The 25,897-nt window shown below is 57.1% G+C and carries 21 protein-coding genes; 9 read left to right on the top strand and 12 right to left on the bottom strand.

All coding sequences use genetic code 11. The features are described from left to right. The first annotated feature begins 98 nt into the window (after positions 1–98). Positions 99–1,097 carry a class 1 fructose-bisphosphatase gene (gene fbp, locus BFV63_RS02345; RefSeq protein ID WP_003856070.1) on the top strand — a complete coding sequence of 333 codons (999 nt, stop codon included), beginning with the start codon at positions 99–101 and terminating at the stop codon, positions 1,095–1,097. Between the two features lie 40 nt (positions 1,098–1,137). Here fbp and BFV63_RS02340 read toward each other — a convergent pair whose 3' ends face one another. From BFV63_RS02340 to ytfQ, 5 genes are all read right to left on the bottom strand, one after another. Then, positions 1,138–2,706 (bottom strand): methyl-accepting chemotaxis protein, encoded by a 1,569-nt coding sequence (locus BFV63_RS02340; protein ID WP_048241497.1) that lies wholly within the window; start codon positions 2,704–2,706, stop codon positions 1,138–1,140. 93 nt (positions 2,707–2,799) lie between these two features. After that, a complete protein-coding gene (gene yjfF, locus BFV63_RS02335; protein WP_023302976.1) occupies positions 2,800–3,801 on the bottom strand; it encodes a galactofuranose ABC transporter, permease protein YjfF in 1,002 nt (333 codons plus the stop codon). Next, complete coding sequence (ytfT, locus tag BFV63_RS02330; protein WP_161353898.1) at positions 3,788–4,813, bottom strand: galactofuranose ABC transporter, ATP-binding protein YtfT; 1,026 nt, start codon at positions 4,811–4,813, stop codon at positions 3,788–3,790. The genes yjfF and ytfT overlap by 14 nt, the downstream gene beginning before the upstream one ends. 10 nt (positions 4,814–4,823) lie before the next feature. After that, on the bottom strand, positions 4,824–6,326 hold the full coding sequence (ytfR, locus tag BFV63_RS02325; RefSeq protein WP_017383923.1) for a galactofuranose ABC transporter, ATP-binding protein YtfR: 1,503 nt from the start codon (positions 6,324–6,326) through the stop codon (positions 4,824–4,826). A gap of 132 nt (positions 6,327–6,458) precedes the next feature. Next, positions 6,459–7,415, bottom strand: a complete 957-nt coding sequence (gene ytfQ, locus BFV63_RS02320; protein WP_017383924.1) for a galactofuranose ABC transporter substrate-binding protein YtfQ — start codon at positions 7,413–7,415, stop codon at positions 6,459–6,461. Positions 7,416–7,724: 309 nt separating this feature from the next. Here ytfQ and ppa point away from each other — a divergent pair, with 309 nt between their 5' ends. After that, a complete protein-coding gene (gene ppa / locus BFV63_RS02315) occupies positions 7,725–8,255 on the top strand; it encodes an inorganic diphosphatase (RefSeq protein WP_006810347.1) in 531 nt (176 codons plus the stop codon). A 117-nt stretch (positions 8,256–8,372) separates the two neighbouring features. On the opposite strand, the gene BFV63_RS02310 is transcribed toward ppa, so the two are convergent. From BFV63_RS02310 to tamA, 3 genes are read right to left on the bottom strand one after another with little or no spacing between them, the layout of a single operon-like run. Next, positions 8,373–8,717, bottom strand: coding sequence for a gamma-glutamylcyclotransferase family protein (locus BFV63_RS02310; protein ID WP_017383925.1), 345 nt, complete (start codon positions 8,715–8,717; stop codon positions 8,373–8,375). 2 nt (positions 8,718–8,719) lie between these two features. Next, on the bottom strand, positions 8,720–12,496 hold the full coding sequence (tamB, locus tag BFV63_RS02305; protein WP_045336783.1) for an autotransporter assembly complex protein TamB: 3,777 nt from the start codon (positions 12,494–12,496) through the stop codon (positions 8,720–8,722). Next, positions 12,493–14,226: an autotransporter assembly complex protein TamA gene (tamA, locus tag BFV63_RS02300; protein WP_022650273.1), complete on the bottom strand. Its 1,734-nt coding sequence runs from the start codon at positions 14,224–14,226 to the stop codon at positions 12,493–12,495. The genes tamB and tamA overlap by 4 nt, the downstream gene beginning before the upstream one ends. A gap of 224 nt (positions 14,227–14,450) precedes the next feature. Between tamA and msrA the strand changes: the two genes are divergently transcribed. Further along, positions 14,451–15,092 carry a peptide-methionine (S)-S-oxide reductase MsrA gene (msrA, locus tag BFV63_RS02295; protein ID WP_003856057.1) on the top strand — a complete coding sequence of 214 codons (642 nt, stop codon included), beginning with the start codon at positions 14,451–14,453 and terminating at the stop codon, positions 15,090–15,092. A 211-nt stretch (positions 15,093–15,303) separates the two neighbouring features. Continuing rightward, a complete protein-coding gene (gene paeA, locus BFV63_RS02290) occupies positions 15,304–16,641 on the top strand; it encodes a polyamine export protein PaeA (protein WP_022650272.1) in 1,338 nt (445 codons plus the stop codon). 76 nt (positions 16,642–16,717) lie between these two features. On the opposite strand, the gene BFV63_RS02285 is transcribed toward paeA, so the two are convergent. Further along, complete coding sequence (locus BFV63_RS02285; RefSeq protein ID WP_003856054.1) at positions 16,718–16,924, bottom strand: DUF1107 domain-containing protein; 207 nt, start codon at positions 16,922–16,924, stop codon at positions 16,718–16,720. Between the two features lie 324 nt (positions 16,925–17,248). Here BFV63_RS02285 and BFV63_RS02280 point away from each other — a divergent pair, with 324 nt between their 5' ends. Continuing rightward, on the top strand, positions 17,249–17,806 hold the full coding sequence (locus tag BFV63_RS02280; RefSeq protein WP_022650270.1) for a YtfJ family protein: 558 nt from the start codon (positions 17,249–17,251) through the stop codon (positions 17,804–17,806). Here BFV63_RS02280 and cysQ read toward each other — a convergent pair. Further along, on the bottom strand, positions 17,800–18,540 hold the full coding sequence (cysQ, locus tag BFV63_RS02275; RefSeq protein ID WP_003856050.1) for a 3'(2'),5'-bisphosphate nucleotidase CysQ: 741 nt from the start codon (positions 18,538–18,540) through the stop codon (positions 17,800–17,802). The two genes, BFV63_RS02280 and cysQ, sit on opposite strands and share 7 nt — an antisense overlap. A gap of 190 nt (positions 18,541–18,730) precedes the next feature. On the opposite strand from cysQ, the gene BFV63_RS02270 reads away from it, so the two are divergent. Then, positions 18,731–20,674 (top strand): bifunctional 2',3'-cyclic-nucleotide 2'-phosphodiesterase/3'-nucleotidase, encoded by a 1,944-nt coding sequence (locus BFV63_RS02270; RefSeq protein ID WP_032608365.1) that lies wholly within the window; start codon positions 18,731–18,733, stop codon positions 20,672–20,674. A 93-nt stretch (positions 20,675–20,767) separates the two neighbouring features. Here BFV63_RS02270 and BFV63_RS02265 read toward each other — a convergent pair whose 3' ends face one another. Beyond that, the gene (locus BFV63_RS02265) at positions 20,768–21,154 is read right to left on the bottom strand and encodes a winged helix-turn-helix transcriptional regulator (RefSeq protein WP_022650268.1); all 387 of its coding nucleotides are present in this window, start codon (positions 21,152–21,154) and stop codon (positions 20,768–20,770) included. An 84-nt stretch (positions 21,155–21,238) separates the two neighbouring features. Between BFV63_RS02265 and BFV63_RS02260 the strand changes: the two genes are divergently transcribed. The 3 genes from BFV63_RS02260 to BFV63_RS02250 all read left to right on the top strand — a co-directional run bounded on the left by BFV63_RS02260 (position 21,239) and on the right by BFV63_RS02250 (position 24,034). Next, positions 21,239–22,087 (top strand): SDR family oxidoreductase, encoded by an 849-nt coding sequence (locus tag BFV63_RS02260; protein WP_022650267.1) that lies wholly within the window; start codon positions 21,239–21,241, stop codon positions 22,085–22,087. Positions 22,088–22,168: 81 nt separating this feature from the next. Beyond that, positions 22,169–22,993, top strand: a complete 825-nt coding sequence (locus BFV63_RS02255) for an AraC family transcriptional regulator (RefSeq protein ID WP_023315272.1) — start codon at positions 22,169–22,171, stop codon at positions 22,991–22,993. 75 nt (positions 22,994–23,068) lie between these two features. Next, entirely contained in the window at positions 23,069–24,034 is a 966-nt protein-coding gene (locus BFV63_RS02250; protein ID WP_047054035.1) for a DMT family transporter, read from the top strand. Positions 24,035–24,114: 80 nt separating this feature from the next. On the opposite strand, the gene BFV63_RS02245 is transcribed toward BFV63_RS02250, so the two are convergent. Next, the gene (locus BFV63_RS02245) at positions 24,115–25,764 is read right to left on the bottom strand and encodes a methyl-accepting chemotaxis protein (RefSeq protein WP_048241504.1); all 1,650 of its coding nucleotides are present in this window, start codon (positions 25,762–25,764) and stop codon (positions 24,115–24,117) included. Positions 25,765–25,897: the final 133 nt, after the last annotated feature.

Below are 25,897 nucleotides of genomic sequence, written 5' to 3'. Positions count from 1 at the left end.
TTTGCTGGCGCGATTCACCTCTGCGCTAATATTTGAATGTTTGTTAAGATTGTTGGACATCAACCGCTTTACTCAACATAAGATGCAGGGAAAGTGTTATGAAAACGTTAGGTGAATTTATTGTCGAGAAGCAGCACGAGTTCTCTCATGCTACGGGTGAGCTCACTGCTTTGCTGTCGGCAATAAAGCTGGGCGCTAAGATCATCCACCGCGATATCAACAAGGCCGGTCTGGTCGATATCCTGGGTGCCAGCGGTGCCGAGAACGTTCAGGGTGAGGTTCAGCAGAAACTCGACCTGTTCGCCAATGAAAAACTGAAAGCTGCACTGCGCGCGCGCGACATCGTTGCGGGTATCGCCTCTGAAGAAGAAGATGAGATCGTCGTATTCGAAGGGTGTGAACACGCGAAATACGTTGTTCTGATGGATCCGCTGGACGGCTCCTCCAACATCGACGTTAACGTTTCTGTCGGTACCATTTTCTCCATCTACCGTCGCGTCACGCCGGTTGGCACGCCGGTGACGGAAGAAGACTTCCTGCAACCGGGCAGTAAACAGGTTGCTGCCGGTTATGTGGTGTATGGCTCGTCCACCATGCTGGTGTACACCACCGGCTGCGGCGTACACGCCTTTACCTACGATCCGTCCCTGGGCGTGTTCTGCCTGTGCCAGGAGCGTATGCGCTTCCCGGAGAAGGGCAACACCTACTCCATCAACGAAGGCAACTACATCAAATTCCCGAACGGCGTGAAGAAGTACATCAAATTCTGCCAGGAAGAGGATAAAGCCACCCAGCGCCCGTACACCTCACGCTATATCGGCTCGCTGGTGGCGGATTTCCACCGTAACCTGCTGAAGGGCGGTATTTACCTCTACCCAAGCACCGCCAGCCACCCGGACGGAAAACTGCGTCTGCTGTACGAGTGCAACCCAATGGCGTTCCTGGCCGAACAGGCAGGCGGCAAGGCGAGCGACGGTAAAGAGCGTATTCTGGATATCGTGCCAGAAAGCCTGCACCAGCGCCGTTCCTTCTTCGTCGGCAACCGCCATATGGTGGATGACGTTGAACGCATGATCCGCGAATTCCCGGACGCGTAACGCACGAAAAGGGGAGCCCGTCAGGCTCCCCTTTTTTTCGTCATGCCGTTTGCGTCGTCAATTTGAAGGAGGCCATCGCTTCCATCAGCTCGCGAGACTGCTCCTCCAGGGAACGTGTTGCCGCAGATGATTGCTGGACCAGCGCCGCATTTTGCTGCGCCGTTTCATCCATCTGATTGACAGCGATATTCACCTGCTCAATACCGCGGCTTTGCTCCTGAGAGGCCGTCGCAATTTCACGCATCAGTTTGGTCATACGCAGTACTTCGGTGGCGATCTCGTCCATCGTCTCACCGGCCTGCTGCGCCAGCTCGCTGCCCTCGTTCACGTGGGTTTGCGAATCGCTGATAAGCGAGCGGATCTCTTTCGCCGCATCAGCACTGCGGCTGGCGAGATTACGCACCTCACCCGCCACGACCGCAAAACCTCGCCCCTGCTCACCCGCACGCGCCGCTTCAACGGAGGCGTTCAGCGCCAGAATATTGGTCTGGAAGGCAATGCCGTCGATGACGCTCAGGATATCGGCGATGCGTGCCGAGCTGCCGGAGATGTCGCGCATCTTCTCAATGACATAGCAGACCATTTCGCTGCCGTGATCGGCGGTATCGGAGACCGACTTCGCCAGTTGGTGCGCCTGCTCGGCGTTATCGGCGTTAAGTTTCACCGTGGCGGTGATCTCTTCCATGCTGGCGGCCGTCTGCTCCAGCGAGGTGGCGGTGGATTCCGTGCGCTGAGCCAGGTTCATATTCCCGGCCGTCAGCTCGCGGCTGCCGGTATCAATCTGCGAGCTGGCGTCACGCACCCGCAGAACGGAGTCCATCAGCGACTGGCGCATCCCTTCGATCGCCGCGTTAAGGCGATTAAATTCCTGGCTCGCCGGCGCGTTCAGGGTATGGGTTAAATCCCCGGCCGCCACATGTTCCAGCTGGGCAATCGAGGCTGAAAGCGGCTTGAGCAGCATATGGCGCAGAACCAGCCAGGCCAGCACGATAATGCCAGCCGTCAGCAGCGCCGCGACGATAATCAGGATCAGCACGCGGGTTTTACTCGCCTGCACGGCGCTCACCTCCGCTTTGCCGCGCGCCTCGCTCCATGCCTGGAACGCCTGCATATCGTTATCAAACTGCTTCGCCACCGGGACCAGCTTGTTTTCCAGCAGATCGTAATAGCTGTCCGCGCTTTGCTCGTTCAGGGCTTTCAGCATCGGGCTGATACCCTGCTGGTTGTACACCGCCAGGCTCGCGGCGACGTTATCCAGCAGCTTTTGCCCCTGCTCATCCGCCACGCCGCTGCCGATCACGTCCTTCAGCATTTTCTGTGCCAGCGCCACTTCCTGGTTAATGGTTTTGACCGCCCTGGCCGCATCGTCCAGCAGGCCGACCTCCATCATGCGGACGGCCTGCCCCGCTTCGTTACGCGCGCGCAGGATCAGCGTATAGCCGGCATTCAGTTGCACCATCTGTTCACCCTGAAGATGATTGATGCGCTGGAGAGAAGCGGAACTTTGTGTAAGGGCATAAATGCCGATGCCGCTGACAATCAGCAGCAGAAGGGTCATAACGGCCAGTAAAGAGAGCAAGCCGGTACGAATCGATAGCGTTTTAAGCATGATGTTATTTCCGGTAGCGAGATATTTCTGGGCATAAAAAAAGAGTATCGGCCGCTACCGGAAAATGTTTAGAGTTTAAGCAATTTCAGCATGTTATCGCCCTGTTACAGAGGTATTCACCCGGGTAACAGGCGAGCTCTGGCGGTTCTCCCACAGCACCGTCAGGCCGCGCTGGAGCGCGATGAAAATAAACAACAGAATGCCGATGGCAATTTTGGTCCACCAGGAGCTGAGCGTGCCGTCGAAGTTGATATAGGTCTGAATCAACCCCTGGATCGCCACGCCAAACAGCGTGCCGAGCACCGTCCCCACCCCGCCGCTGAGCAGCGTACCGCCAATCACCACCGAGGCAATGGCGTCCAGCTCAACGCCCACCCCCGCCAGGGCATAGCCTGCCTGGGTATAAACCGAGAATACAATCCCCGCGAGCGTGGCCAGCCCGGTCGAAAGCATGTAGATGCGGATAGTCGTGCTGCGCGTGGAAATTCCCATCAGGTTCGCGGACGTGGCGCTGCCGCCAATGGCATAAACCTGGTTACCAAACCGGGTACGGTGGGCGAGGAAGATCCCGATCACCACCACGCCCAGCATCAGCAGCCCCATTGCGCTCAGGCGCCCCCCGCCGGGGATTTTCCACGCCAGGCTGGAGAGCGTGTCGTAGATCGGGTGGTTTATCGGAATTGACTCCTCCGACACCAGATAGCTCACGCCGCGCAGGAAGAACATCCCGGCGAGGGTGATAATAAAGGCCGGGATTTTCAGCGCATCGATCAAAAGCCCCATAAAGGCGCCGAACGCGCAGCCCATGACCAGCACCAGCGGAAAAGCCAGCAGCGGCGAAATGCCCCAAAAGCCAATCGCCTTGGCAAGGAACACGCCGGTAAAGGCGATCACCGACCCAACGGAGAGATCGATCCCGCCGGAGAGGATCACAAACGTCATGCCGACGGCGATAATGCCTAAAAAGGCATTGTCGGTCAGGATGTTGCAAATCACCCGCGTGGAGGCGAAGCCCGGGAACTGGGTCAGGCAGTAAAGGTATCCCAGCACGAACACGCCCAGCGTGATCATTAACGGCAAATTACGTTTTATCATGACCGCGGAACCTCTTAATGAGAGTGATAAAGCGCGGCGACTGCACGATAAGCACGATAAGCACCACGACCGCTTTGACGACCTGATTCAGCTCCGGCTGGAACCCGGAGAGCAAAATACCGGTATTCATACCCTGAATAATCAACGCCCCCACCACCGAGAGCAGCAGATTAAAACGTCCGCCCATCAGCGATCCACCGCCGATAACCACCGCAAGGATCGCATCCAGCTCGAGCCAGAGTCCGGCGTTATTGGCATCCGCTCCGCGAATATCGGCGGCCACGATCACCCCGGCAATCGCAGCACAGACGCCGCTCAGCACGTAAGTCAGCATCACCATCAGCCGCGTATTTACCCCGGCGTTTTTCGCGGCCCGAATGTTAATCCCCACCGCTTCGATGAACATCCCGAGCGCCGTTTTGCGGGTGAAAAGCCAGAACACCACCAGCGTCACCAACGCGACGATCACCGGCGTCGGGAAGAACAGAAAATTACCGCTGCCGATCCACGCCAGGCTCGGGGAGTTAAAGGTGACGATTTGACCGGAGGTGATAAGCTGCGCCACACCGCGCCCGGCCACCATCAAAATCAACGTCGCGACAAACGGCTGGATCTTGAGCACCGCGACCAGAATGCCGTTCCATAGCCCGGCTAGCACGCCGGAGCCCAGCGCGGCCAGCAGAACCACCGGCAGGCTGTGCCCGGCGACGGTCATCGAGGCGGCGGTGGCGCCCGCAATCGCCATTACCGCACCGACGGAGAGGTCGATCCCGCCAGTGGCAATGACCAGCGTCATACCAATCGCCAGCAGCGCCACGGGCGCGGCACGATTTAAGATGTCGATCGGGCTACCAAACAGCCGGCCATCCTGCACGACGATCTGGAAAAAATGCGGAGCCACCAGGCTATCCACCAGCAGCACCAGCAGCAGCGCCACGATTTGCGGCGTGCCGGTCGGCCAGCTGAAGCGGCGCTTCGCTTCGCCAGTTTGCGAAAGAGAACGGGACATCACATTTGACTCCTTACGCCGCGATGGCATTCATGATCGCCGGAACCGACAGTTTATCCAGCGGGATCTCTGCCACCTGCCTGCGATCGCGCATGATGATGACGCGATCGGCATAGCCGACCAGCTCCTCCAGCTCAGACGAGATCACCAGCAGCGCCAGACCGTCGGCGCAGAGCGTTTCGATAAGCCGGATGATTTCGGCGTGCGCGCCCACGTCGATACCGCGCGTGGGCTCGTCGAGGATCAGGAATTGCGGCTTGGTGAGCAGCCAGCGCGAGAGCAACACCTTCTGCTGATTACCGCCCGAGAGGAACTCGATGGGCTGTTCCGCGCTCGGGGTACGTATACCGAGCTGGCGGATGAAGCGCTCGGCAATCGCGTTCTGCTCGCGCTTAGGGATCGGACGCAGCCAGCCGCGCTGGGCCTGTAGCGCCAGAATGATGTTTTCCCGCACCGAGGCGGCGGCAATAATACCGTCCGTTTTCCTGTCCTCCGGGCAGAAGCCCACGCCGAGGCACGACGCCTGATGCGGTGAACGTAGCGTTTGTGGTTTGCCTTTGATCAGCGCCGTTCCGCTGTCGGCAGGTTTGATCCCGAAGATGACTTCGGCGGTTTCGGTGCGCCCGGAGCCTAACAGACCCGCCAGTCCCACAATTTCACCGGGGCGTACCTCGAGGTTAAACGGCGCGATGGTCCCTTTTCTGCCGTAATCGTGAAACGCGGCGATCGGTTTTTCGCTCAGCAGCGTACGGCCCGCGCGCTGAAGCGCGTTGGTCTCCAGCTCGCGGCCCAGCATCATTTTGACCAGCTCTATCTGCGGCAGCTCGCGGGTTTCCCGGCAGCCGACAAAGCTGCCGTTGCGCAGCACCGTAATACGGTCGCTCACCTCGTAAACCTGATCGAGGAAATGCGTCACGAAAATCAGGCTAACGCCCTGATTACGCAGCTGGCGCATCAGGGTAAAAAGCATCTCCACTTCCTGGGTATCGAGGCTGGCGGTGGGTTCATCGAGGATCAGCACTTTCGCCGAGAGATCGATAGCGCGACAGATCGCCACGATCTGCTGCATCGCCACGGAGAAACGGTTCAGCGGTTCGCGCACGTCGAGAGAGAAGCCATACGATTCCATCAGCTTCGCGGCGCGCGCTTCCATCTCTTTGCGGCGCAGCAGGCCAAAACGTCTGGGCTCGCGGCCAATAAACAGGTTGTCCGCTACCGACATGTTTGGCAGCAGGTTCACTTCCTGGTAGACCGTGCCGATCCCCAGTTGCTGCGCATGCGCGGTGTTTTTGGGCGAAATGGCGTTACCTTCCAGCCAGATAGCGCCGCGATCGGCGTGATAGACCCCGGTCAGGGTTTTAATCAGCGTCGACTTCCCCGCCCCGTTTTCGCCGAGCAACGCCATGATCTCCCCCCGCCGCAGGCTGAAATCAACGTTATCCAGCGCCTTAACGCCAGGGAAAAATTTACTCAGGCCCTCTGTGCGAAGGATTTCCTGGTGTTGTTCGGTGGTCATGGTTTCCCCCTCACCCTGACCCTCTCCCCGGAGGGGAGAGGGGACTATGTCGTGCCCATCTTTAATTTTCTGCCCAACCCGCCCTTTTCCCTCTCCCCTCCGGGGAGAGGGCTAGGGTGAGGGGGCGAGGGCTTAGTAGCCCATATTTTTCTTCTTCTCTAACTCTTCTTTCGCCGTGTCCGGCAGGTAGAGCGTGGATTTGGTGATGGTCAACTTCTCAGGCTGGGTGCCGTCTTTCTTGAATTTCTCCAGCGCATCGAATGCCGGGCCCGCCATATTTGGCGTCAGCTCCACGCTGGCGTTCGCTTCGCCGTCAATCATTGCTTTGTAGATGTCCGGTACGCCGTCGATCGAGCCGGTGAGGATATCTTTGCCCGGCTTCAGGCCCGCTTCTTTGATGGCCTGGATGGCGCCGATCACCATGTCGTCGTTGTGGGCGTAAACCATGCAAATATTTTTGCCGTTATTTTCTGCCTTGATGAAGCTTTCCATGACCTCTTTACCCTTGCTGCGGGTGAAGTCGCCGGACTGAGAACGGATGATTTTGATGTTTGGTGCTTTGGCGATGGCCTCCGCGAAACCTTTCTTACGGTCGATAGCCACGCTCGCTCCGACGGTGCCCTGCAACTCAACCACGTTACACGGCTTGCCATCCACCTGCTTCACCAGCCAGTCACCAATCAGTTTGCCTTCCAGCACGTTATCGGCGGTGACGGTGGTCATATAGAGAGATTTGTCTTTTACGTCGATGGAACGGTCGAGCAGGAAGACCGGAATTTCAGCATCTTTGGCTTCCTTCAGCACCGGCTCCCAGCCCGTAGCGACAACCGGGGCAATAAAGATGGCATCCACGCCCTGAGCGATAAACGAGCGCACCGCTTTAATCTGGTTCTCTTGCTTTTGCTGACCATCGGCGATTTTCAGCGTAATACCGCGCTTTTCGGCCTCACTTTTCGCCACATTCGTTTCAGCGGCGCGCCAGCCGGATTCAGATCCGACCTGCGAAAATCCCACGGTTAAAGGTGCGGCCATCGCCATAGACGACATGGCTGCCGAAACTGCTGTAACAAGAAGTAAGCGCTTCCACATATGAACGTCCTCGTAGGGTAGGTTATTGTTGGTTAAAAGATGTTCCGCGGATGAACTATAGCCAATGGAATATGTTACGGATTGCGTTACATCACACTTCAGAAAAGTGAATAAAACGTTAATCACAAGTTTGTAATCGCTTTCATTTCAACATTTAAAATGCGGCTGAGTTTATGGATTATCCTGTCATGGAAACGGTCTGAAAAGTGAAGGCGCGAGGGAGAGAAGTCGAAAACAGGCGGAGACTTTCAGCGCCAGTTGGCTATAATACCTGCCACTTGTTTACCATCCATTTTAAAGGACACCGACATGAGCTTACTCAACGTCCCTGCGGGTAAAGAACTGCCAGAAGACATCTACGTTGTGATCGAAATCCCGGCCAACGCAGATCCAATCAAATACGAAATCGACAAAGACACCGGTGCGCTGTTCGTTGACCGTTTCATGTCTACCGCCATGTTCTATCCGTGCAACTACGGCTACATCAACCACACTCTGTCTCTGGACGGTGACCCGGTTGACGTACTGGTCCCGACGCCATACCCATTGCAGCCAGGCTCCGTCATTCGCTGCCGTCCTGTTGGCGTGCTGAAAATGACTGACGAAGCGGGTGAAGATGCGAAACTGGTTGCTGTACCGCACACCAAGCTGAGCAAAGAGTACGATCACATTAAAGATGTGAACGACCTGCCAGAGCTGCTGAAAGCGCAGATCGCCCACTTCTTCGAGCACTACAAAGATCTCGAAAAAGGCAAATGGGTTAAAGTTGAAGGCTGGGATAACGCAGAAGCGGCGAAAGCAGAAATCATCGCCTCTTTCGAGCGTGCTGCTAAGAAGTAATTCTTACTGCTGATACTAAGCCCCGCGCGTCGGGGCTTTTTTGTGCCTTTCGCTCCCGGTAACCCGTGCGAATGGGCGCAAAAAAACAACGCCACCTTACGGTGGCGTTGTCGTTTTTCAGAACTGGTCTCTGTCTAACCAGTTACCGCTTTCAATCAGCGTTAACCCGTCGACCGAACGTTGGTACACGTACATCCATGCACTGCCGTAAGGCGTCTGGATCAACTGGCGAGCGTATTCACCGCCCCTGGTGCGCAAGGCATCAAGTTCGGCCAGCGTGGCATTATCAATACGATAAACCTCACCCTGTACCGTTCCGTTCCCCGGAACTGCGCCTGGATAGTGGCCCAGACTGTACAACTGGTAGTTTTCGATTGTGTAATTTCCCAGCAACTGGGCGTTGGTCATCCAGTGGCTGTTGCCTTGCCTGGTTCGTAAACTGCCGTAAACAAATATTCGCATTGCTAAAACTCAAACTGATAGAGCAGATCAAGTGCCTGGTCTACGCCGGACACTGCTTCCAGATATAGCTTAGGCATCAGGCGATAACGTAACGTGAGTGTAGCCAGTGAGTCAAAGATCCCCACGCCATATTTTACCTGTAGACCCGGCAGTACATAGCCGCTGACCACTACCTGCGAAGAGTCACCCACGCCCTGAGTGTCCAGCGCCAGATTGCTTACGCCAAACGTCTCGCCGATTTTACCCACAACCTGACCACTTTGTGCAACCCCCAGACCGACTAACATTGATGTCATTGCCGCACCATCGCCCTGTTGGCTATCCAGACCCTGGCCGCGCAGCAGGTAAGAGAGCGCTTCCTGTTGCGACATGGCCGGGTCAGAGAAGATCTCTGCCTTAGGTTCATCGGCGGAGCCCGTCACGCGCACGCCCGCAATCACATCATCTTCGGTGGCTTCCGGGTTACGTATCGCTTCGATATTGAGTACCGGCTGATCCGGTGGACCGGAGAACAGCAGCTCGCCTTTACGCACAATCAAATCCTGACCGTAGGCATGGAAGCGCCCTTCAGGAATATTGATTTGTCCATTGAGGCCAAGCCCCTGTTGATCCTGCGCCACTTTCAGGTCACCTGTGAGTCTCGCCTTCAGCCCAAACGCGTCCAAACGCACGTTATTCCCCACGTGCACGATAAGATTACTATTGATCGGTATGCCCGCGCTCTTCTGTTCAACAGGTTTCAGATTTTCATTGAGCATAACTTCATCACTGGAGACGCCAACCGCGCTTTCCGGCACTTCGTGAACCACGATGCGCGCCCACGGTACGTCAACACGGCCGTCCAGGGTGAAGAGACTCGGCGTTGCCTCAAAGACCACGTCTGGCGACACGTCCAGGCGCACCATCGGCGGTACCGTGATACGCACCCTGCTGCCCTTGGCCGCAATACGGGCGCGCCAGTTGTCGAGCTGGCTCCAGTCTGCGTCACCGCTCAGGTTGATTTGTCCCTGCTGCGTCAGCACTGAGCCACTGAGGGTTGAGCTTTGGCCGTTAAAGTTCATCGTCAGCTGGCTTGGCTGCATATCGAACGGCATAAAGTTACCGTCAATGTCCACGCCGTTTAACCGCATCTGGCCAAACAGCTGCGGGCTTTGCGCATCCCCCGCCAGACGCAGGTTGGCGCTGAGCATCCCCGCCGCCTTTTCTCCCCGCGAGAAGATCGGATTCACCATCGCCAGGTTGAAGTTGCGAATATTGACGTTGCCGCCGAGATTGCGCCGCCCTTGCGGATCGGTAATTTGCACCTGTCCGTCAAACTGACCGTTGTTGGTCAGGCGGATCAGCCATCCCAGTTCAGCACGATTGTTACGCAGGTCAGCGTTCACATTCAGGGTGTCGAACGCTACCGGCAGCGGCGCGTCATTGACCTCCTGCGTCACCTTCACGTTACGCCCGGAGAGCGTAACGCTGCCCTGCGGCAGCCCCTCTTTGGTGGTGTCCCACGCGACGTCCGCTTTACCGCTGAAGACCCCGCTGGCCTGGGTGGTTTCCGGCATAAACGGTTTCAGCATCGCCAGGTCGAAACGGTTGAGGTTGATCTGCGCGCGTCCTTCCGCGCCCGCATCAATGGTCTGCGGCACGCACAGCTCAGCATTCGGGTTGGTCCAGCAGTGTGGCCCAATGCTTAACTTTTGCTCCGCATTGCGGTAGTCCAGCGCGATGGATCGGGACAGCACCAGCGGGCCGACCGGCGTGCTGAAGCGGGTGTTATCCAGTACGCCCTTCCAGCGCGTTGCCTGGCGATCAAAACTGCCCGTCAGGTGCAGCTGCCCGGAGACCGGCTCGCCCTGCACGCGCAGCTGGAGATCGTGCTGCTTTTCGTTACCTTTTGCCGCCAGCGTGACCAGACTGATGTTCACGTCCGGCTGGGAGATACGCTCCACGCGCAGGTCCAGGTTTCCGCCGATCTGATCGGTGGATTTCACGTCCCCTTCGACGCGCACGCGGGCAATGGAAAGTTCCTGCCAGCGCAGGTTATTAGCGGTGATGTCCGCCAGCAGCTGCGGCGCCTCCACCGTACCGCGAACCTTCACTAACCCCTTCGCCGTGCCGCCAAGACCCGGCAGGGCGTTATCGAGATTTGGCGCGTCGATGGTGGCATCCAGATCGAGATCTTTCACCCCCAGCTCGCCTTTGATATCTGCCGTGTTGCGGCCCAGCGCCACGTGCAGGCCCGGGATCACCCACTGGAGATAGCTGTTGCCCTTAAGCGAGCCCTCTACGTTGACTTTGTTCTGCTTCACGTTGCCGGTGAGCTTGAGTTCCGGCACGTCCATCTGCCAGGTGCCACCGTACAGGCTACCGCGGGTTTTGATCAGGCCATCCAGTTTTGACGGCCAGTCCGGGACCTCTTTAGCGGTGTTGATCCCGGTCAGCTTCAGCTCGCCGCGCCAGCTGATCGCCTGCTGCCAGTCGAGCAGCGCGGTCAGCTCGGTTTTTCCTTCCAGCGCCGCCACGGTCAGCTTGTCGAGGTTAACCTGCAACTCGTTACCCTTCGCATCCAGGGTGATATCGGCGGGCGGTACCCCCTGCCCCTTCACTGCCGTGCGGAACGACAGCGTGTAGTCGGTCATTTTGCCACTCAGCTTCAGCTTCAGATCGTCAGCCTGGAACTGTTTTTCGCCGGTGAACGGCCAGTAAAGCTGCTTGCTGACAACCTCAAGGTTGAGCGGTAAACCGGCCTCTGCCAGCTGGGTTTGCCCGCGCAGCACCATATCCACCGGTCCGGAAAGGTTCACGCCGAACTCCAGCTTCTCACGCAGCGCGCCGCCGACCTTCACCTTCACCTTTTCGCCCTTCAGCGGATCGATGTTCAGGGCGCTGTTCAGCGTAATATCAACCGGCCAGTTGTCGCGCAGCAGCGCATTGCCTGAGGCGTTCACCGAGCCCTGACTGGAGTCGATATCCAGCGCGTCGAGCTTCATGTTGCCGTCGATACTGCTGACTTTAAGCAGCATGTTGTAGACCGTCAGATCGGTATCGCCGGTCAGACGCAACTGCTCGCCCTTAAACTCTTCGATATTGAGGTTCAGCGGCAGATGCACGTCGGTCATCTCCGGCAGAACCGGTTTCGAGAAGAGATCTTTCAGCGTTTCACCCAGCGGTTTTTCTTCCGGCTGCGGGTTCTGGATCTTCGGCTCGACGATCTCTTCCTGCGCCACGTCGGCCACCTTCGGCAGCGCAATCAGCAGCCCTTGCAGGGAGGTTGGGGTCAGGGTGAGGTTTTTCTCCTGCCAGCGCAGACCGGAGGTGAAATCCATCACGGATACCGTCGTATCGTCGATTTTGATATTGACGTTATCCAGCGCAACCCGGTAGAGCGCAATCGGGTACGGCGTGGAGAGATTCAGCGGGCCGCTGTCCTCTTCTTCGACAGGCTCAGACTTCGGCATTTTTTTGGAATCTATCGCCACGTTAACGTCTTTTAGCGACAGATCGTTTACGCACAGCTGGCTGTCACGCAGGCAGCCGAGCTTGACCGCCAGATGAAACTCGCCCGCGTTCACCGCCACGCCGGGCTGTTCGTAACGGATATTTTTCAGGCGCAGATCGCGCCAGCCGCCCGTCACCTGGCCGATTTCCAGCCCCGGCACCCAGCGGTTCGCGGCGTTAAACAGCAGATGCAGGCCCGTGGTGGTGCCCACCAGAAACGCCACCGTACCGAGCAGTAATACGATAAAAATCAGCACCCCGAGGCTTATCTTCTTCCATAAACTCATAATTCAGGCCCCAGACCGATGTAAAACTGTAAACCGTGTTCGTCTTTGTCGCCCACCGGAACGGCGAAATCGAGCTTGATGGGCCCGACCGGTGACTGCCAGCGCACGCCTACGCCCGCGCCGGTTTTGAAATCGCTGCGGCGGATATCGTTCACCGCTTCACCGCCGTCAACGAACATCGCCCCCCACCACTTGCCGCTGACGTTGTACTGGTACTCCAGCGAGCCGGTCGCCAGTTTTGACGCCCCGGTCAACTGGCCTTTGTCGTTTTCAGGTGAGATCGATTTGTACTTATACCCGCGAATGCTGCGGTCGCCCCCGGCGAAGAAGCGCAGATCCGGCGGGACGCGTTCGAAATCACCGGTTTCGATCCAGCCGAGATTACCGCGCATCACAAAGCGGTGTTTGTCGTACAGCGTGCGGATCCAGACGTTTTGCGCCTGAAAGACGGAGAAGTCTACGTCGGAGCCCCACGCAGTGTTGGAGTAATCGATGGAGTAGCGCTGAGAGTCGCCCCAGGTCGGCATCAGGCCACCGCGCGAGCGGGTACGGCTGATCATCACGCCCGGATAAAGCAGCATGGTGGTGTTGGTAACGTTTGCCTGGGTAAAGTGGTCGAGGCTCCAGCGCAGGTTAATGGCGCGCTGCCAGCCGCTGGAGAGATCCCAGAAGCGTGATACCGCAAGCGTCGTCGAGTCCTGCTCGGTATCGTTCAAATCGGTACGTTTAAAGCCGCCCTGCACGAGGTAGTATTGCTCAAGCGGATTTTTCAGCAGCGGCATTTTATAGCTGAAGTCCAGCTGCTGTTCAGGCGCAGACAGGCTGACGCTGGTGGTCAGGCTGTGGCCGTAGGAGTTCATCCACGGTTTTTTCCACGAGGCTTTCACGCGCGGGCCGACGTCCGTGGAGTAGCCGACGCCGGTCTCAATGGTGTTCTCGGTGCGCGGAGAGACCACGCCATGCAGCGGTAACACTTTCGTTTTACGGGATTTATCAAATTCCGGCGCCACCACCACGGAGTTAAACCAGCCCGTCGCGGACAAACGACGGTTCAGCTCGCCCAGGTCGCTGGACTGGTAGTAGTCGCCCTTTTTAAACGGCACCAGATTTTGCAGATACTCGTCACGGATTTGCGATCCTTCGAAGGTCACATCGCCAAACCGGTAGCGCTCGCCGCTGTCGTAATCGATATCCCAGAATGCCTGACGTCGCTCAAGCGCAACGCCTAGCTGGCTTTTGTTGAACTGGCTGTCGAAGTAGCCTTTGCGCAGCGAAACGCTGGTTAATGATTTTTTAAAACGATCGTAATCCCCGTGATTGAGCACAGTGCCCACTTTCGGACGGGTGCTGAGCAGATCCAGGTAGTCACGATCCGTGCGCGCGCCGCCGCGCAGCACCACGTTCGTGCCGCCAATCAGGACGGGTTCGCCCGGCGAGACGCGGGCAATCAACACCTGACGTCCTTTTGCCGGCGGCGGGCGTAAATCGAAATCGATGGTGGGTTCGTAGTACCCCAACGCCTTTAAGCCTTCGCGGATGGCATCATCCACGCGCGCGCGAAAACGCCGATCCGGCGTGACCTCATCGCTCTGGATAGTAGAAAGCTGCGCACGCACGTTTTTTTCCAGCGCCCCGGATAACCCCTCAACCTGCAAACGGACATTCGCCGCGCTGGCAATCCCGCTGGTCAGCAGTAAGCTGACTAAACATAACTGGCGGATCTTTGTCACGTTTTCTCCTGAATATCCCTGTTTCCACCCTGGAAGCAAATGCAGTGCCGCTCCGCGGCAAAATACGGCCTGAAAGCCAAAAACCCAAATTACGGGTTGAAAAAGGGTGTAACACCCAAATATTTCTTATGATTAAATCTAGACTCATTCATCGCATTTATTGTGTTCAATTAAACGCTTCGTGACAACCTTAACCGAAACAACGCTACCCCGGAGGCCCCACCGTGAGTTTATTTGATAAAAAGCATCTGGTATCACAAGCCGATGCGTTACCGGGACGCAACACCCCTATGCCAGTGGCGACATTACACGCCGTAAACAACCATTCAATGACAAACGTTCCTGATGGAATGGAGATCGCCCTGTTTGCCATGGGCTGCTTCTGGGGCGTAGAACGCCTGTTCTGGCAACTGCCGGGCGTGTACAGCACCGCTGCGGGCTACACCGGAGGATATACGCCTAACCCAACCTACCGCGAAGTCTGTTCCGGTGAGACCGGTCATGCTGAAGCGGTGCGTGTGGTGTATGACCCGAGCGTCATTAGCTATGAACAACTGCTCCAGGTGTTCTGGGAAAACCATGACCCGGCGCAGGGCATGCGTCAGGGTAACGATCACGGCACCCAATACCGTTCGGCCATCTACCCGCTCACCCCAGAGCAGGAGGCCGCGGCCCACGCCAGCCTGACGCGTTTCCAGGAAGCGATGCAGGCGGCCGGTGATAAACGTCAGGTCACGACGGAAATCGCTACCGCGAAACCGTTCTACTATGCCGAAGACGACCACCAGCAGTACCTGCATAAAAATCCGTACGGCTACTGCGGCATTGGCGGCATCGGCGTCTGTCTGCCTCCACAACAGGACTGATTACGGCTTCAGCGCCACGCGAGCCGCGTGGCGCACAGCCTCTCCCTCCGGCCACTTTTTGCCGAAAACGTGACCTCTGGCAGGTTTACACGTCTTTACGCTATACTACCGCTGAAATAATCGGCTCAACGCTACGAGCTGACTTCAATGTGTCTTCACACGAATGGTATCAACTCCCCTTCTGAGGATCTGGCGAGAAGCCGGATAAACTATGTTAAACAGTATTTTAGTAATACTTTGTCTTATTGCCGTCAGTGCATTTTTCTCGATATCGGAGATCTCGCTGGCTGCCTCCCGTAAAATCAAACTGAAGCTGCTTGCCGACGAGGGCAACATCAACGCATCACGCATTCTGAAAATGCAGGAAAATCCCGGCATGTTCTTTACCGTGGTGCAGATTGGCCTGAACGCGGTCGCCATTCTTGGCGGTATCGTGGGTGATGCAGCGTTTTCTCCGGCGTTTTATGGCCTCTTTGTTAAGTACATGTCCGTAGAGCTGGCCGAGCAGTTGAGCTTCATCCTCTCCTTCTCCCTGGTGACCGGCTTGTTCATTTTATTCGCGGACCTGACCCCGAAACGCATCGGTATGATTGCGCCAGAAGCTGTGGCTTTGCGTATCATCAACCCGATGCGCTTCTGCCTTTATGTCTTCCGTCCGCTGGTGTGGTTCTTTAACGGCCTGGCGAACGTCATTTTCCGCATCTTCAAGCTGCCGATGGTGCGTAAAGACGACATCACCTCCGATGATATTTATGCCGTGGTGGAAGCCGGGGCGCTGGCAGGCGTGCTGCGCAAGCAGGAGCACGAGCTGATTGAGAACGTTTTCGAACTGGAATCCCGTACCGTGCCGTCCTCCATGACCGGCCGTGAAAACATCATCTGGTTCGATCTGCATGAAGACGAGCAGAGCCTGAAGACCAAAGTGGCGCAGCATCCACATTCCAAGTTCCTGGTCTGTAACGAAGATATCGACCATATCATCGGCTATGTGGACTCCAAAGACCTGCTGAACCGCGTGCTGGCAAACCAGAGCCTGGCGCTGAACAGCGGCGTGCAGATCCGCAACACCCTGATTGTGCCGGACACCCTGACGCTCTCCGAAGCGCTGGAAAGTTTCAAAACCGCCGGGGAAGACTTCGCGGTGATCATGAACGAATACGCGCTGGTGGTGGGCATTATCACCCTCAACGACGTTATGACGACCCTGATGGGCGACCTGGTCGGCCAGGGGCTGGAAGAGCAGATTGTTCAGCGTGACGAAAATTCATGGCTCATCGATGGCGGTACGCCGATTGAAGACGTCATGCGCGTGCTCGACATCGACGAGTTCCCGCAGTCCGGAAACTACGAGACCATCGGCGGCTTTATGATGTTTATGCTGCGTAAAATCCCGAAACGTACCGACTCGGTGAAGTTCTCCGGCTTCAAGTTTGAAGTGGTGGATATCGATAACTACCGCATCGATCAGCTGCTGGTAACGCGTATTGATAGCAAACCGACCGTGCTGGTGCCGAAACTGCCGGATGCGGAAGAGAAGGTGTCGGCGTAATCCTTTGTATGCCCCACAAACATCAACGGCTCCCGTCGGGAGCCGTCTTTTTAACAACTACTGCATAGCACGTTGGTTAAGCCATCTCTGTTTGCAGACGCATAACCTGACGGTTGACTTCGGACATCACAGACAAGTGCTGTTTGTCCTTCACTTTCGGAATAAGGATTTTTCCCTTATCGAACTCAAAAGCGCCAACATCCTTGATGTACAACCGTCCACGGAACAGGATCTTCACGTACTTCGCCACCTGAAGCGGGTTGTAGCGTTGGAAAATTTTCATTCTTGTATCTCCTGCGAATCATACGCTCTTGCGGTGCCACAATCGGCCCGACTGTCCTGAGCGCAAATTTTGATGCCCAATGACTATAGACCAGAACCTCGTACTTACCCAGTGTGCATAAGTTTATTTACCGTTTGATTACAATTATTCAGAATAATCTTTGCAAAGCGTGATACAGCGCAGTATATGCCGTCGTTTTTGCATAGATATGTGCGTTCGCCCGCAAACTGGCATCGGGATTGCGGGAAAAGCCTATTGATCGCACTTATGATTAAAAGCGCATGACCAAGTGGTCGGATCACCTGCTAACAATAAGGAAACACCATGACCCTACGTAACCTCCTGGCAGCAGCTTGCCTGTTGCTGCCGCTGATGGCTTCCGCACACAACATTGAAAAAGGACAACGTGTCCCGCCGGTCGGGATTGCTGACCGGGGAGAATTGATTCTCGACAATGATAAGTTTAGCTATAAAGCCTGGAATAGCGCGCAGCTTGCGGGCAAAGTGAGAGTTGTACAACATATTGCCGGACGTACATCCGCTAAAGAGAAAAACGCTACCCTCGTGGAGGCGATCAAGGCCGCAAAACTCCCGCACGATCGCTACCAGACCACCACCATCGTGAACACCGACGACGCCATTCCCGGCTCCGGCATGTTTGTGCGCTCAAGCCTTGAGAGCAATAAGAAGCTCTATCCCTGGTCGCAGTTTATTGTCGACAGCAACGGCGTGACGCGTAAGGCGTGGCAGCTGGAAGAGGAGAGTTCAGCGATTGTCGTGCTGGACAAAAACGGTCGCGTAGAGTGGGTTAAAGACGGCGCGCTGACGCAGGATGAGGTGCAGCAGGTGGTTGCCCTGCTGCATAAGCTGCTGACTCAGTAAAGTGACACCCGGAAGCCCGGATTCAGGAATGACTCGCGCGGGGTGTAGTCCAGTGGCTTACCCTGCCAGTCATGCACATGCGCGCCAGCGGCCGCCGCCACCGCATGCCCTGCCGCCGTATCCCAGACGTTCGTCGGCCCGAAACGGGGGTACAGCTGCGCCTGCCCTTCCGCCACCAGACAGAACTTCAGCGACGAGCCAATCGACGTCGTCTGGTGTTCACCCAGCTGTTGCAGATACTCCTCCAGCTCGCTGTCACTGTGCGAGCGGCTGATCACCACCAGCGGAGGACGGGCATCACGCACCTGGATCTGCTTACGCACGCCGCACTCTTCCTTCCAGGCTTTACCTTCCGCCGCGCTGTACATCACCTTCATCACCGGGGCATAAACCACGCCCAGTACCGCTTTCCCGTTTTCAATCAGAGCGATGTTGACGGTGAATTCACCGTTACGCTTGATAAACTCTTTCGTGCCGTCCAGCGGGTCGACAAGCCAGTAACGCTGCCAGTGCTGACGTTCATCCCAGCTCTGGGGCGCTTCTTCAGAAAGGACCGGAATATCCGGCGTCAGGGCCTGCAAACCTTTCAAGATCACCGCATGCGCCGCGATATCCGCCGCCGTCACCGGGGAGTCATCCGCTTTGCTGACAACATCCATCGGTTTCGCACCGTCGTACACCTGCATAATGGCATCACCCGCATCCCGTGCGAGCTGACAAATTTTATCTAACATTCTCCACCTCTTCGTTAACGCAGTGGGCATAACTTATTGTTTTAGTTATATCGTAATGTGAACAATTCCGCTATCTGTGAAGCAATTCTGGTTTCAGCGCCCTTTTTTCTGGCAGCATTCACACTTCTGTAAGCAACAAATACTACATACATATTCTTTTGTGGCTTGGATCGAAAAAAGGACTCCTCAGATGATTAAGTTTAGCGCAACGCTCCTGGCAACGCTGATTGCGGCAAGCGTTCAGGCAGCGACGGTGGATCTCCGTATTCTGGAAACCACCGATCTGCACAGCAATATGATGGACTTCGATTACTACAAAGATACCCCTACGGAAAAATTCGGACTGGTACGCACGGCAAGTTTGATCAACGCCGCCCGCGGTGAAGTGAAAAACAGCGTGCTGGTCGATAACGGGGACTTAATTCAGGGCAGCCCGCTCGGCGACTACATGGCGGCGAAGGGGCTGAAAAAAGGCGAGATCCACCCTGTCTATAAAGCGATGAACACCCTGGATTATGCGGTTGGCAACCTGGGCAACCACGAATTTAACTACGGTCTGAAATACCTGCACGACGCGCTGGCAGGGGCAAAATTCCCGTACGTTAACGCCAATATCATCGACGTTAAGACGAAGAAGCCGCTCTTCACCCCTTATCTGATTAAAGAGACCGAGGTTGTCGACCAGGACGGTAAAAAACAGACGCTGAAAATCGGCTATATCGGTTTTGTACCGCCGCAGATCATGACGTGGGATAAAGCCAACCTCGACGGGAAAGTAACCGTCAACGACATTACCGAAACCGCGCGCAAATACGTGCCGGAGATGCGGGCGAAAGGGGCGGATGTGGTGGTCGTCGTGGCCCACTCCGGCCTCTCGGCCGACCCGTATCAGGTGATGGCTGAGAACTCCGTGTACTATCTCAGCCAGGTGCCGGGCGTGGATGCGATCCTGTTTGGTCACGCCCATGCCGTCTTCCCGGGCAAAGATTTCGCTGATATCAAAGGCGCGGACATCGAAAAAGGGACGCTCAACGGTGTGCCATCGGTGATGCCGGGCATGTGGGGTGACCACCTTGGCGTGGTGGATCTGGTGCTGAATAACGACAGCGGAAGCTGGAAAGTCACGCAGTCGAAAGCGGAAGCGCGTCCGATCTACGACGCTGCGGCCAAAAAATCTCTGGCAGGGGAAGATAAAAAGCTGGTCGACGTCCTGAAGCATGACCACGACGCGACGCGTGAATTTGTCAGCAAGCCGATCGGTAAATCGGCTGATAACATGTACAGCTTCCTCGCGCTGGTACAGGATGACCCGACCGTGCAGGTAGTCAACATGGCGCAGAAAGCCTATGCGGAGCACTATATTCAGGGCGATCCGGATCTGGCAAATCTGCCGGTACTGTCTGCCGCGGCGCCATTCAAAGTGGGCGGACGTAAGAACGATCCGGCCAGCTACGTTGAGGTGGAAAAAGGCCAGCTGACCTTCCGTAATGCCGCCGATCTCTACCTCTATCCCAACACACTCGTGGTGGTGAAAGCCACCGGGAAAGAGGTGAAGGAGTGGCTGGAGTGCTCTGCCGGACAGTTCAACCAGATCGATCCGCACAGCAGCAAACCGCAGTCGCTGATTAACTGGGACGGTTTCCGCACCTACAACTTCGACGTGATCGACGGCGTGGATTATCAGATTGACGTTACCCAGCCCGCGAAATATGACGGCGAATGTCAGGCCATTAATCCGCAGGCAGAACGCATCAAAAACCTGACCTTCAACGGCAAAGCGATTGATCCGAATGCCACTTTCCTGGTGGTGACCAACAACTACCGCGCCTATGGCGGTAAGTTTGCCGGTACGGGTGACAGCCATATCGCCTTTGCCTCACCGGATGAGAACCGTTCGGTGCTGGCGGCGTGGATCAGCGCGGAGTCGAAAAAGGCGGGTGAAATTCATCCGGCGGTGGATAACAACTGGCGACTTGCGCCGATCCACAGCGACACTAAGCTGGATATTCGCTTTGAGACATCTCCGTCCGATAAAGCAGCCGCGTTTATCAAGGATAAGGCGCAGTATCCGATGCAAAAGGTCGCGACGGATGATATTGGGTTCGCGATTTATCAGGTGGATTTGAGCAGGTAGCGATGATTGTGCCGGGTGGCGGCTTCGCCTTACCCGGCCTACCCGCAATCCTCGATCCCGTAGGCCGGGTAAGCGCAAGCGCCACCCGGCATTTCATGCCGCACGCTCGTCCCTATTCGCCATCACCTGCGGCGTATTGACCTCAATCCAGTCGGCCAGCGCGGCCACCTTCTCGCTTACCTCCCGCCCCAGCGGCGTCAGGCTATACTCCACATGCGGCGGCACGACCGGATACGACACGCGATCGACAAACCCGTCATGTTCCAGCGCCTGTAAAGACTGAGCCAGCATCTTCTCGCTGACGCCGCCCATCTTGCGGCGCAGATCGCTGAAGCGATGCGTCCCCTGACGTAACGCCACCAGGATCAGCACGCCCCAGCGGCTGGTTACGTGTTTGAGCACCTCCCGTGACGGGCACTGTTCCGCAAAGAGGTTGCCATCGCGCATTTGCTCGCTGAGCGTTGGTATTGTTGTTTTCATACTTACCTTTTTGTACGTACTTACTAAAAGTTAGTTAAGGTGATAGTGTGCCACAACACCAGACAAACACGAAGGAGATTCATCATGATCGCGATTACCGGCGCAACCGGCCAGCTTGGCCAACACGTTATTGAAGAACTACTGAAAACCGTTCCGGCCAGCCAGATCGTGGCTATTGTGCGTAACCTGGCGAAAGCCGAAGCGTTGCGTCAGCAAGGGGTCGTTGTGCGTCAGGCGGATTACACCGATGAAGCCGCATTTACCACCGCGCTGAACGGCGTGGATAAACTGCTGCTCATCTCCTCCAGCGAAGTGGGCCAGCGCGCCGTACAGCACCAGAACGTGATAAACGCCGCCAAAGCCGCCGGGGTGAAATTCATCGCCTATACCAGCCTGCTGCATGCTGACAAATCCCCGCTGGGTCTGCACGTTGAGCACGTCGAAACCGAAAATGCCCTGGCGGCCTCCGGCGTGCCTTACGCCCTGCTGCGCAACGGCTGGTACACCGAAAACTACCTGGCAAGCGCGCCGCCAGCGCTGGAACACGGCGTGTTTATGGGGGCCGCAGGCGAAGGCAAAATTGCCTCTGCGACCCGTGCGGATTACGCGGCGGCGGCAGCGAAAGTGATTTCTGAAGAGGGTCATGCCGGCAAGGTGTATGAACTGGCGGGTGATAATGCCTGGACGCTGAGCGAACTGGCTGCGGAACTGAGCAAGCAGAGCGGTAAGCCGGTAACGTATCAGAACCTCAGCGAAGCCGATTTCGCCGCTGCGCTGAAGGGCGTTGGTCTGCCTGCCGGGCTGGCGGAAATGCTGGCGGACTCCGACACCGGCGCGTCCAAAGGCGGCCTGTTCGACGACAGCCATACCCTGAGCAAGCTCATTGGCCGCCCAACCACACCGCTGGCGGAAAGCGTCAAAGCCATCCTGTAGTTGTTAAAAATTGGTTATTTTTTGTGGCGTCCCCTCGGGTCATCTCTGATAATGAAGCGATGACCCACAAGGAGGCTCACCGTGCAAGGCGTACCGGAACAGTTCACTGATGAGAGAGACAGCGCGCGCTTTCGCCATCTGGCGCAGCTGCCGGGCCTGGAGCTTTATCACGCCCATATCTCTGACTACGCCTTCGAGCCGCACACTCATGAAGCCTTCGGTATCGGCACCATCGAAACCGGTGCCGAACGCTTCCGCTATCGCGGTACCCAGCATCTTGCCGCGGAAAAATCCGTCGTGACCATGAACCCGGACGAGATCCACACCGGGGAATCCGCCACTGAAGGCGGCTGGCGCTACCGGATGGTCTACATCGAACCCGACCTGCTGGAAGAGGTCACTGGCCTGCGTCACTGGTGGTTTAGCGACGTCACGCGTCACGATCCGCTGCGCTCGCAACAGATAGGCCAGTTGATTTATGGCCTGTGGCACACGGACGATCCGCTGGCGCAGAAGGGGCTGCTACTGGATTTGATTCAGACTTTTCAGCCGCTGGCCCACCATGCGCCGGTGGTGCAGGAGGCCACGCACCGCTTCGAACGCGTTCGCGACTACCTGCACGACAACTATATGCGCTCGCTGACCCTGGACGAGCTGGCTAACGTTGTCTCGCTCAGCCCGTACCATTTTCAGCGCCAGTTCAAAGCCCATTTCCACGTTACGCCCCACCAGATGCTGATGGCCATCCGGCTGTGGCGCGCCAAAGCATTCCTCACCCATGGCATGCCTGCCGCCGAGGTGGCCGCCGCGACCGGGCTGACCGATCAGTCGCACCTGACCCGCGCCTTCACCCGTCGCTACGGCATCACACCCGTGCGCTACCAGAAACAGGTTATGCCGCGCTAATGCGCAACCTCATACAATACGCGCCCGTTTTGCCCTTCTACACTGAGCGCAAAGTGAATCAAGATGGATGGAAAAATGATTAGCGGCGTGTTGTATGCCCTGCTTGCGGGTTTGATGTGGGGGCTGATTTTTGTCGGCCCGCTGATTGTGCCGGAGTACCCGGCAATATTGCAGTCGACCGGACGTTACCTGGCGCTGGGGCTGATTGCCGTGCCGCTGGCGTGGCTGGGGCGCACGCGTCTGCGTCAGCTGGGCCGCCAGGACTGGCTCACCGCGCTGGCGCTGACCATGATGGGTAATCTGATCTACTACGTCTGTCTGGCGAGCGCCATTCAGCGCACCGGTGCGCCGGTGTCGACCATGATTATCGGCACGCTGCCGGTGGTCATCCCGGTTTTCGCGAACCTGCTTTACAGCCAGCGTGACGGCAAACTGGCGTGGTCAAAAATGGCGCCGGCGCTGGTCTGCATTGCCGTGGGGCTGGTGTGCGTGAATATTGCCGAGCTTCGCCACGGCCTCGAAAACTTCAGCTTGTGGCGTTACGGTTCAGGGATCTTTCTGGCGTTTATTTCGGTTGTCTGTTGGGCCTGGTATGCCCTGCGCAACGCACGCTGGCTGCGGGAAAACCCGGATAAGCATCCGATGATGTGGGCCACGGCGCAGGCGCTGGTCACCCTCCCTGTCTCGTTGCTGGGCTATGTGGGCGCGTGTGTCTGGCTGGGTAGCCAGCAACCGGCATTTACCCTGCCCCTCGGACCGCGCCCGTGGGTATTCGTCGGGCTAATGGTCGCCATTGCCGTGCTCTGTTCGTGGGTGGGCGCGCTGTGCTGGAACATTGCCAGCCAGAAGCTGCCGACGGTGATATTAGGGCCGCTGATTGTCTTTGAGACACTGGCCGGGCTGCTCTATACCTTCCTGATGCGCCAGAGCGTGCCGCCGTTACTAACGGCCTGCGGGATCGCGCTGCTGGTCGTTGGGGTGGTGATTGCGGTGAGAGCGAAGCCGGAAAAACCGATGGTCGTTCCGGCGTCGGAGGGGTGAGCTTTTCGCCCGGCGGCGCTTCGCTTGCAGGGCCTACAAAACCGTAGGCCGGGTAAGCGTCAGCGCCACCCGGCACAGTATCAGAACGTTTCCCAGTTCGCTTCAGACGCCGCCGCGACGGGCTGCGCTTTAGGTGCATAGGTCTTTACCGGCGCGGCTTTCACCGCCCGGTTGCGGGTGATCTTAAACACCGCCACCGCGTCGTTCAGGCGTGCAGCCTGATCTTCCAGTGCCGCCGCTGCCGCCGCAGACTCTTCCACCAGCGAGGCATTCTGCTGGGTGACGCGATCCATCTCCGCCACCGCCTGACCCACCTGGTCGATACCGCGGCTCTGTTCGTCGGAGGCCGACGCAATCTCACCCATGATGTCCGTCACGCGCGTAACCGCATTGACGATCTCCGCCATCGTCGCGCCCGCCTCATTCACCAGCTGAGAACCCGCGTTGACGCGTTCGCCGGAATCATCGATCAGCGCTTTGATCTCTTTCGCCGCCTGCGCACTGCGCTGGGCAAGGGTACGCACCTCGCCCGCGACAACCGCGAAGCCACGTCCCTGCTCGCCCGCGCGCGCCGCTTCTACCGCCGCGTTCAGCGCCAGAATATTGGTCTGGAAAGCAATGCCGTCGATCACGTTAGTAATTTGCGCGATTTTGCTGGAACTGGTGGCGATTTCGTCCATCGTCCGCACCACGCCTTCCACCACGTTACCGCCCTTCTTCGCGGTGGAGGAGGCGTCCAGCGCCAGGCGTGACGCCTGACGCGCGTTATCGGCGTTTTGCTTCACGGTAGCGGTTAACTGTTCCATGCTGGCTGCCGTCTCTTCCAGAGAAGCGGCCTGCTGTTCGGTACGGGAGGAGAGATCGTTGCTGCCCGCCGAGATTTCACCCGCGCCAGTGTAGATGGTATCTGCGCCTTCACGCACCACGCCCACCGTGTTGGCCAGCGCAGTCTGCATCTCCTGAACGTTGCGCGCCAGGATCGCCATTTCATTTTTACCCTCAGCCTGAATCGGCTGGGTTAAATCCCCTGCGGCAATGGCGCGGATATGGTTGATCACCTCTTCCAGCGGCAGCAGCAGCACGCGGCGCATCGCAATCCAGCTGGAAATAATCACCGCGATCACCAGCAGCATCACCGCAGAAAGGATCCACAGAATGCGTTTGTAGTCGCTTTCATTGTCCTGGATACCTTTGGCGGTCAGCGCGGCCTGCGCCTCACGCCACTCGCGATAAACCTTTTGCATCGCGGTCTGTTTCTGTTCGGCATTTTGTTTGAACATATCTTCCAGATTGCCCTGCCCCAGCAGAACGTTCATTTGCGTCAGCGTGGCGGAGTAGACGCGGTACTGCTCTTCCAGGCGATCGGCCAGGTGCTCGTCCATACCCGGCGTTTCCGGCAGCGCATAGTATTTATCGTAATGGGTCTGGGCATCGGCCAGCAGGTTTTTCGCGGTATTGACCAGTTCGTTCAGCTGCCCGCCGTTAATCTGCGACGCCATGCTGCTTTGCAGGCGCAGCATGCCGCGGTTGAGGGTGACGCGCGCCTGGTTCAGGCTGATCCAGGCGTCGGTAAACTCCGCGACGTTCTGGCTGGAAAGCTGAGAAACGGTGAAGTTCTCTTTATCGTTATTGAGCGCGTTAATGAAAATGCCAGCGGAGATCAGCTGCATGATGCCGAGCACAAGCAGCACCGAAATCAAAAGAGTAATGACTTTTATACGTTTAAACATGCGTTGCCTTATTTATATACAGGTATTGTCTGACCTGTATCTATCGGCACGCGCGGCAGGTTGTTTACTGTTTCTCCACCTTTAAAAACTTTCGAAAGCCCTTTTCTGCATTCAATCAGCAAGTTAAAAGCAT

The sequence above is a fragment of the Enterobacter hormaechei subsp. xiangfangensis genome (assembly GCF_001729785.1).
GTDB classification, from domain to species: Bacteria; Pseudomonadota; Gammaproteobacteria; order Enterobacterales; family Enterobacteriaceae; genus Enterobacter; species Enterobacter hormaechei_C.
Note: the sequence above shows the minus strand (reverse complement) of the source record. Positions and strands in the feature narration are given on the sequence as shown.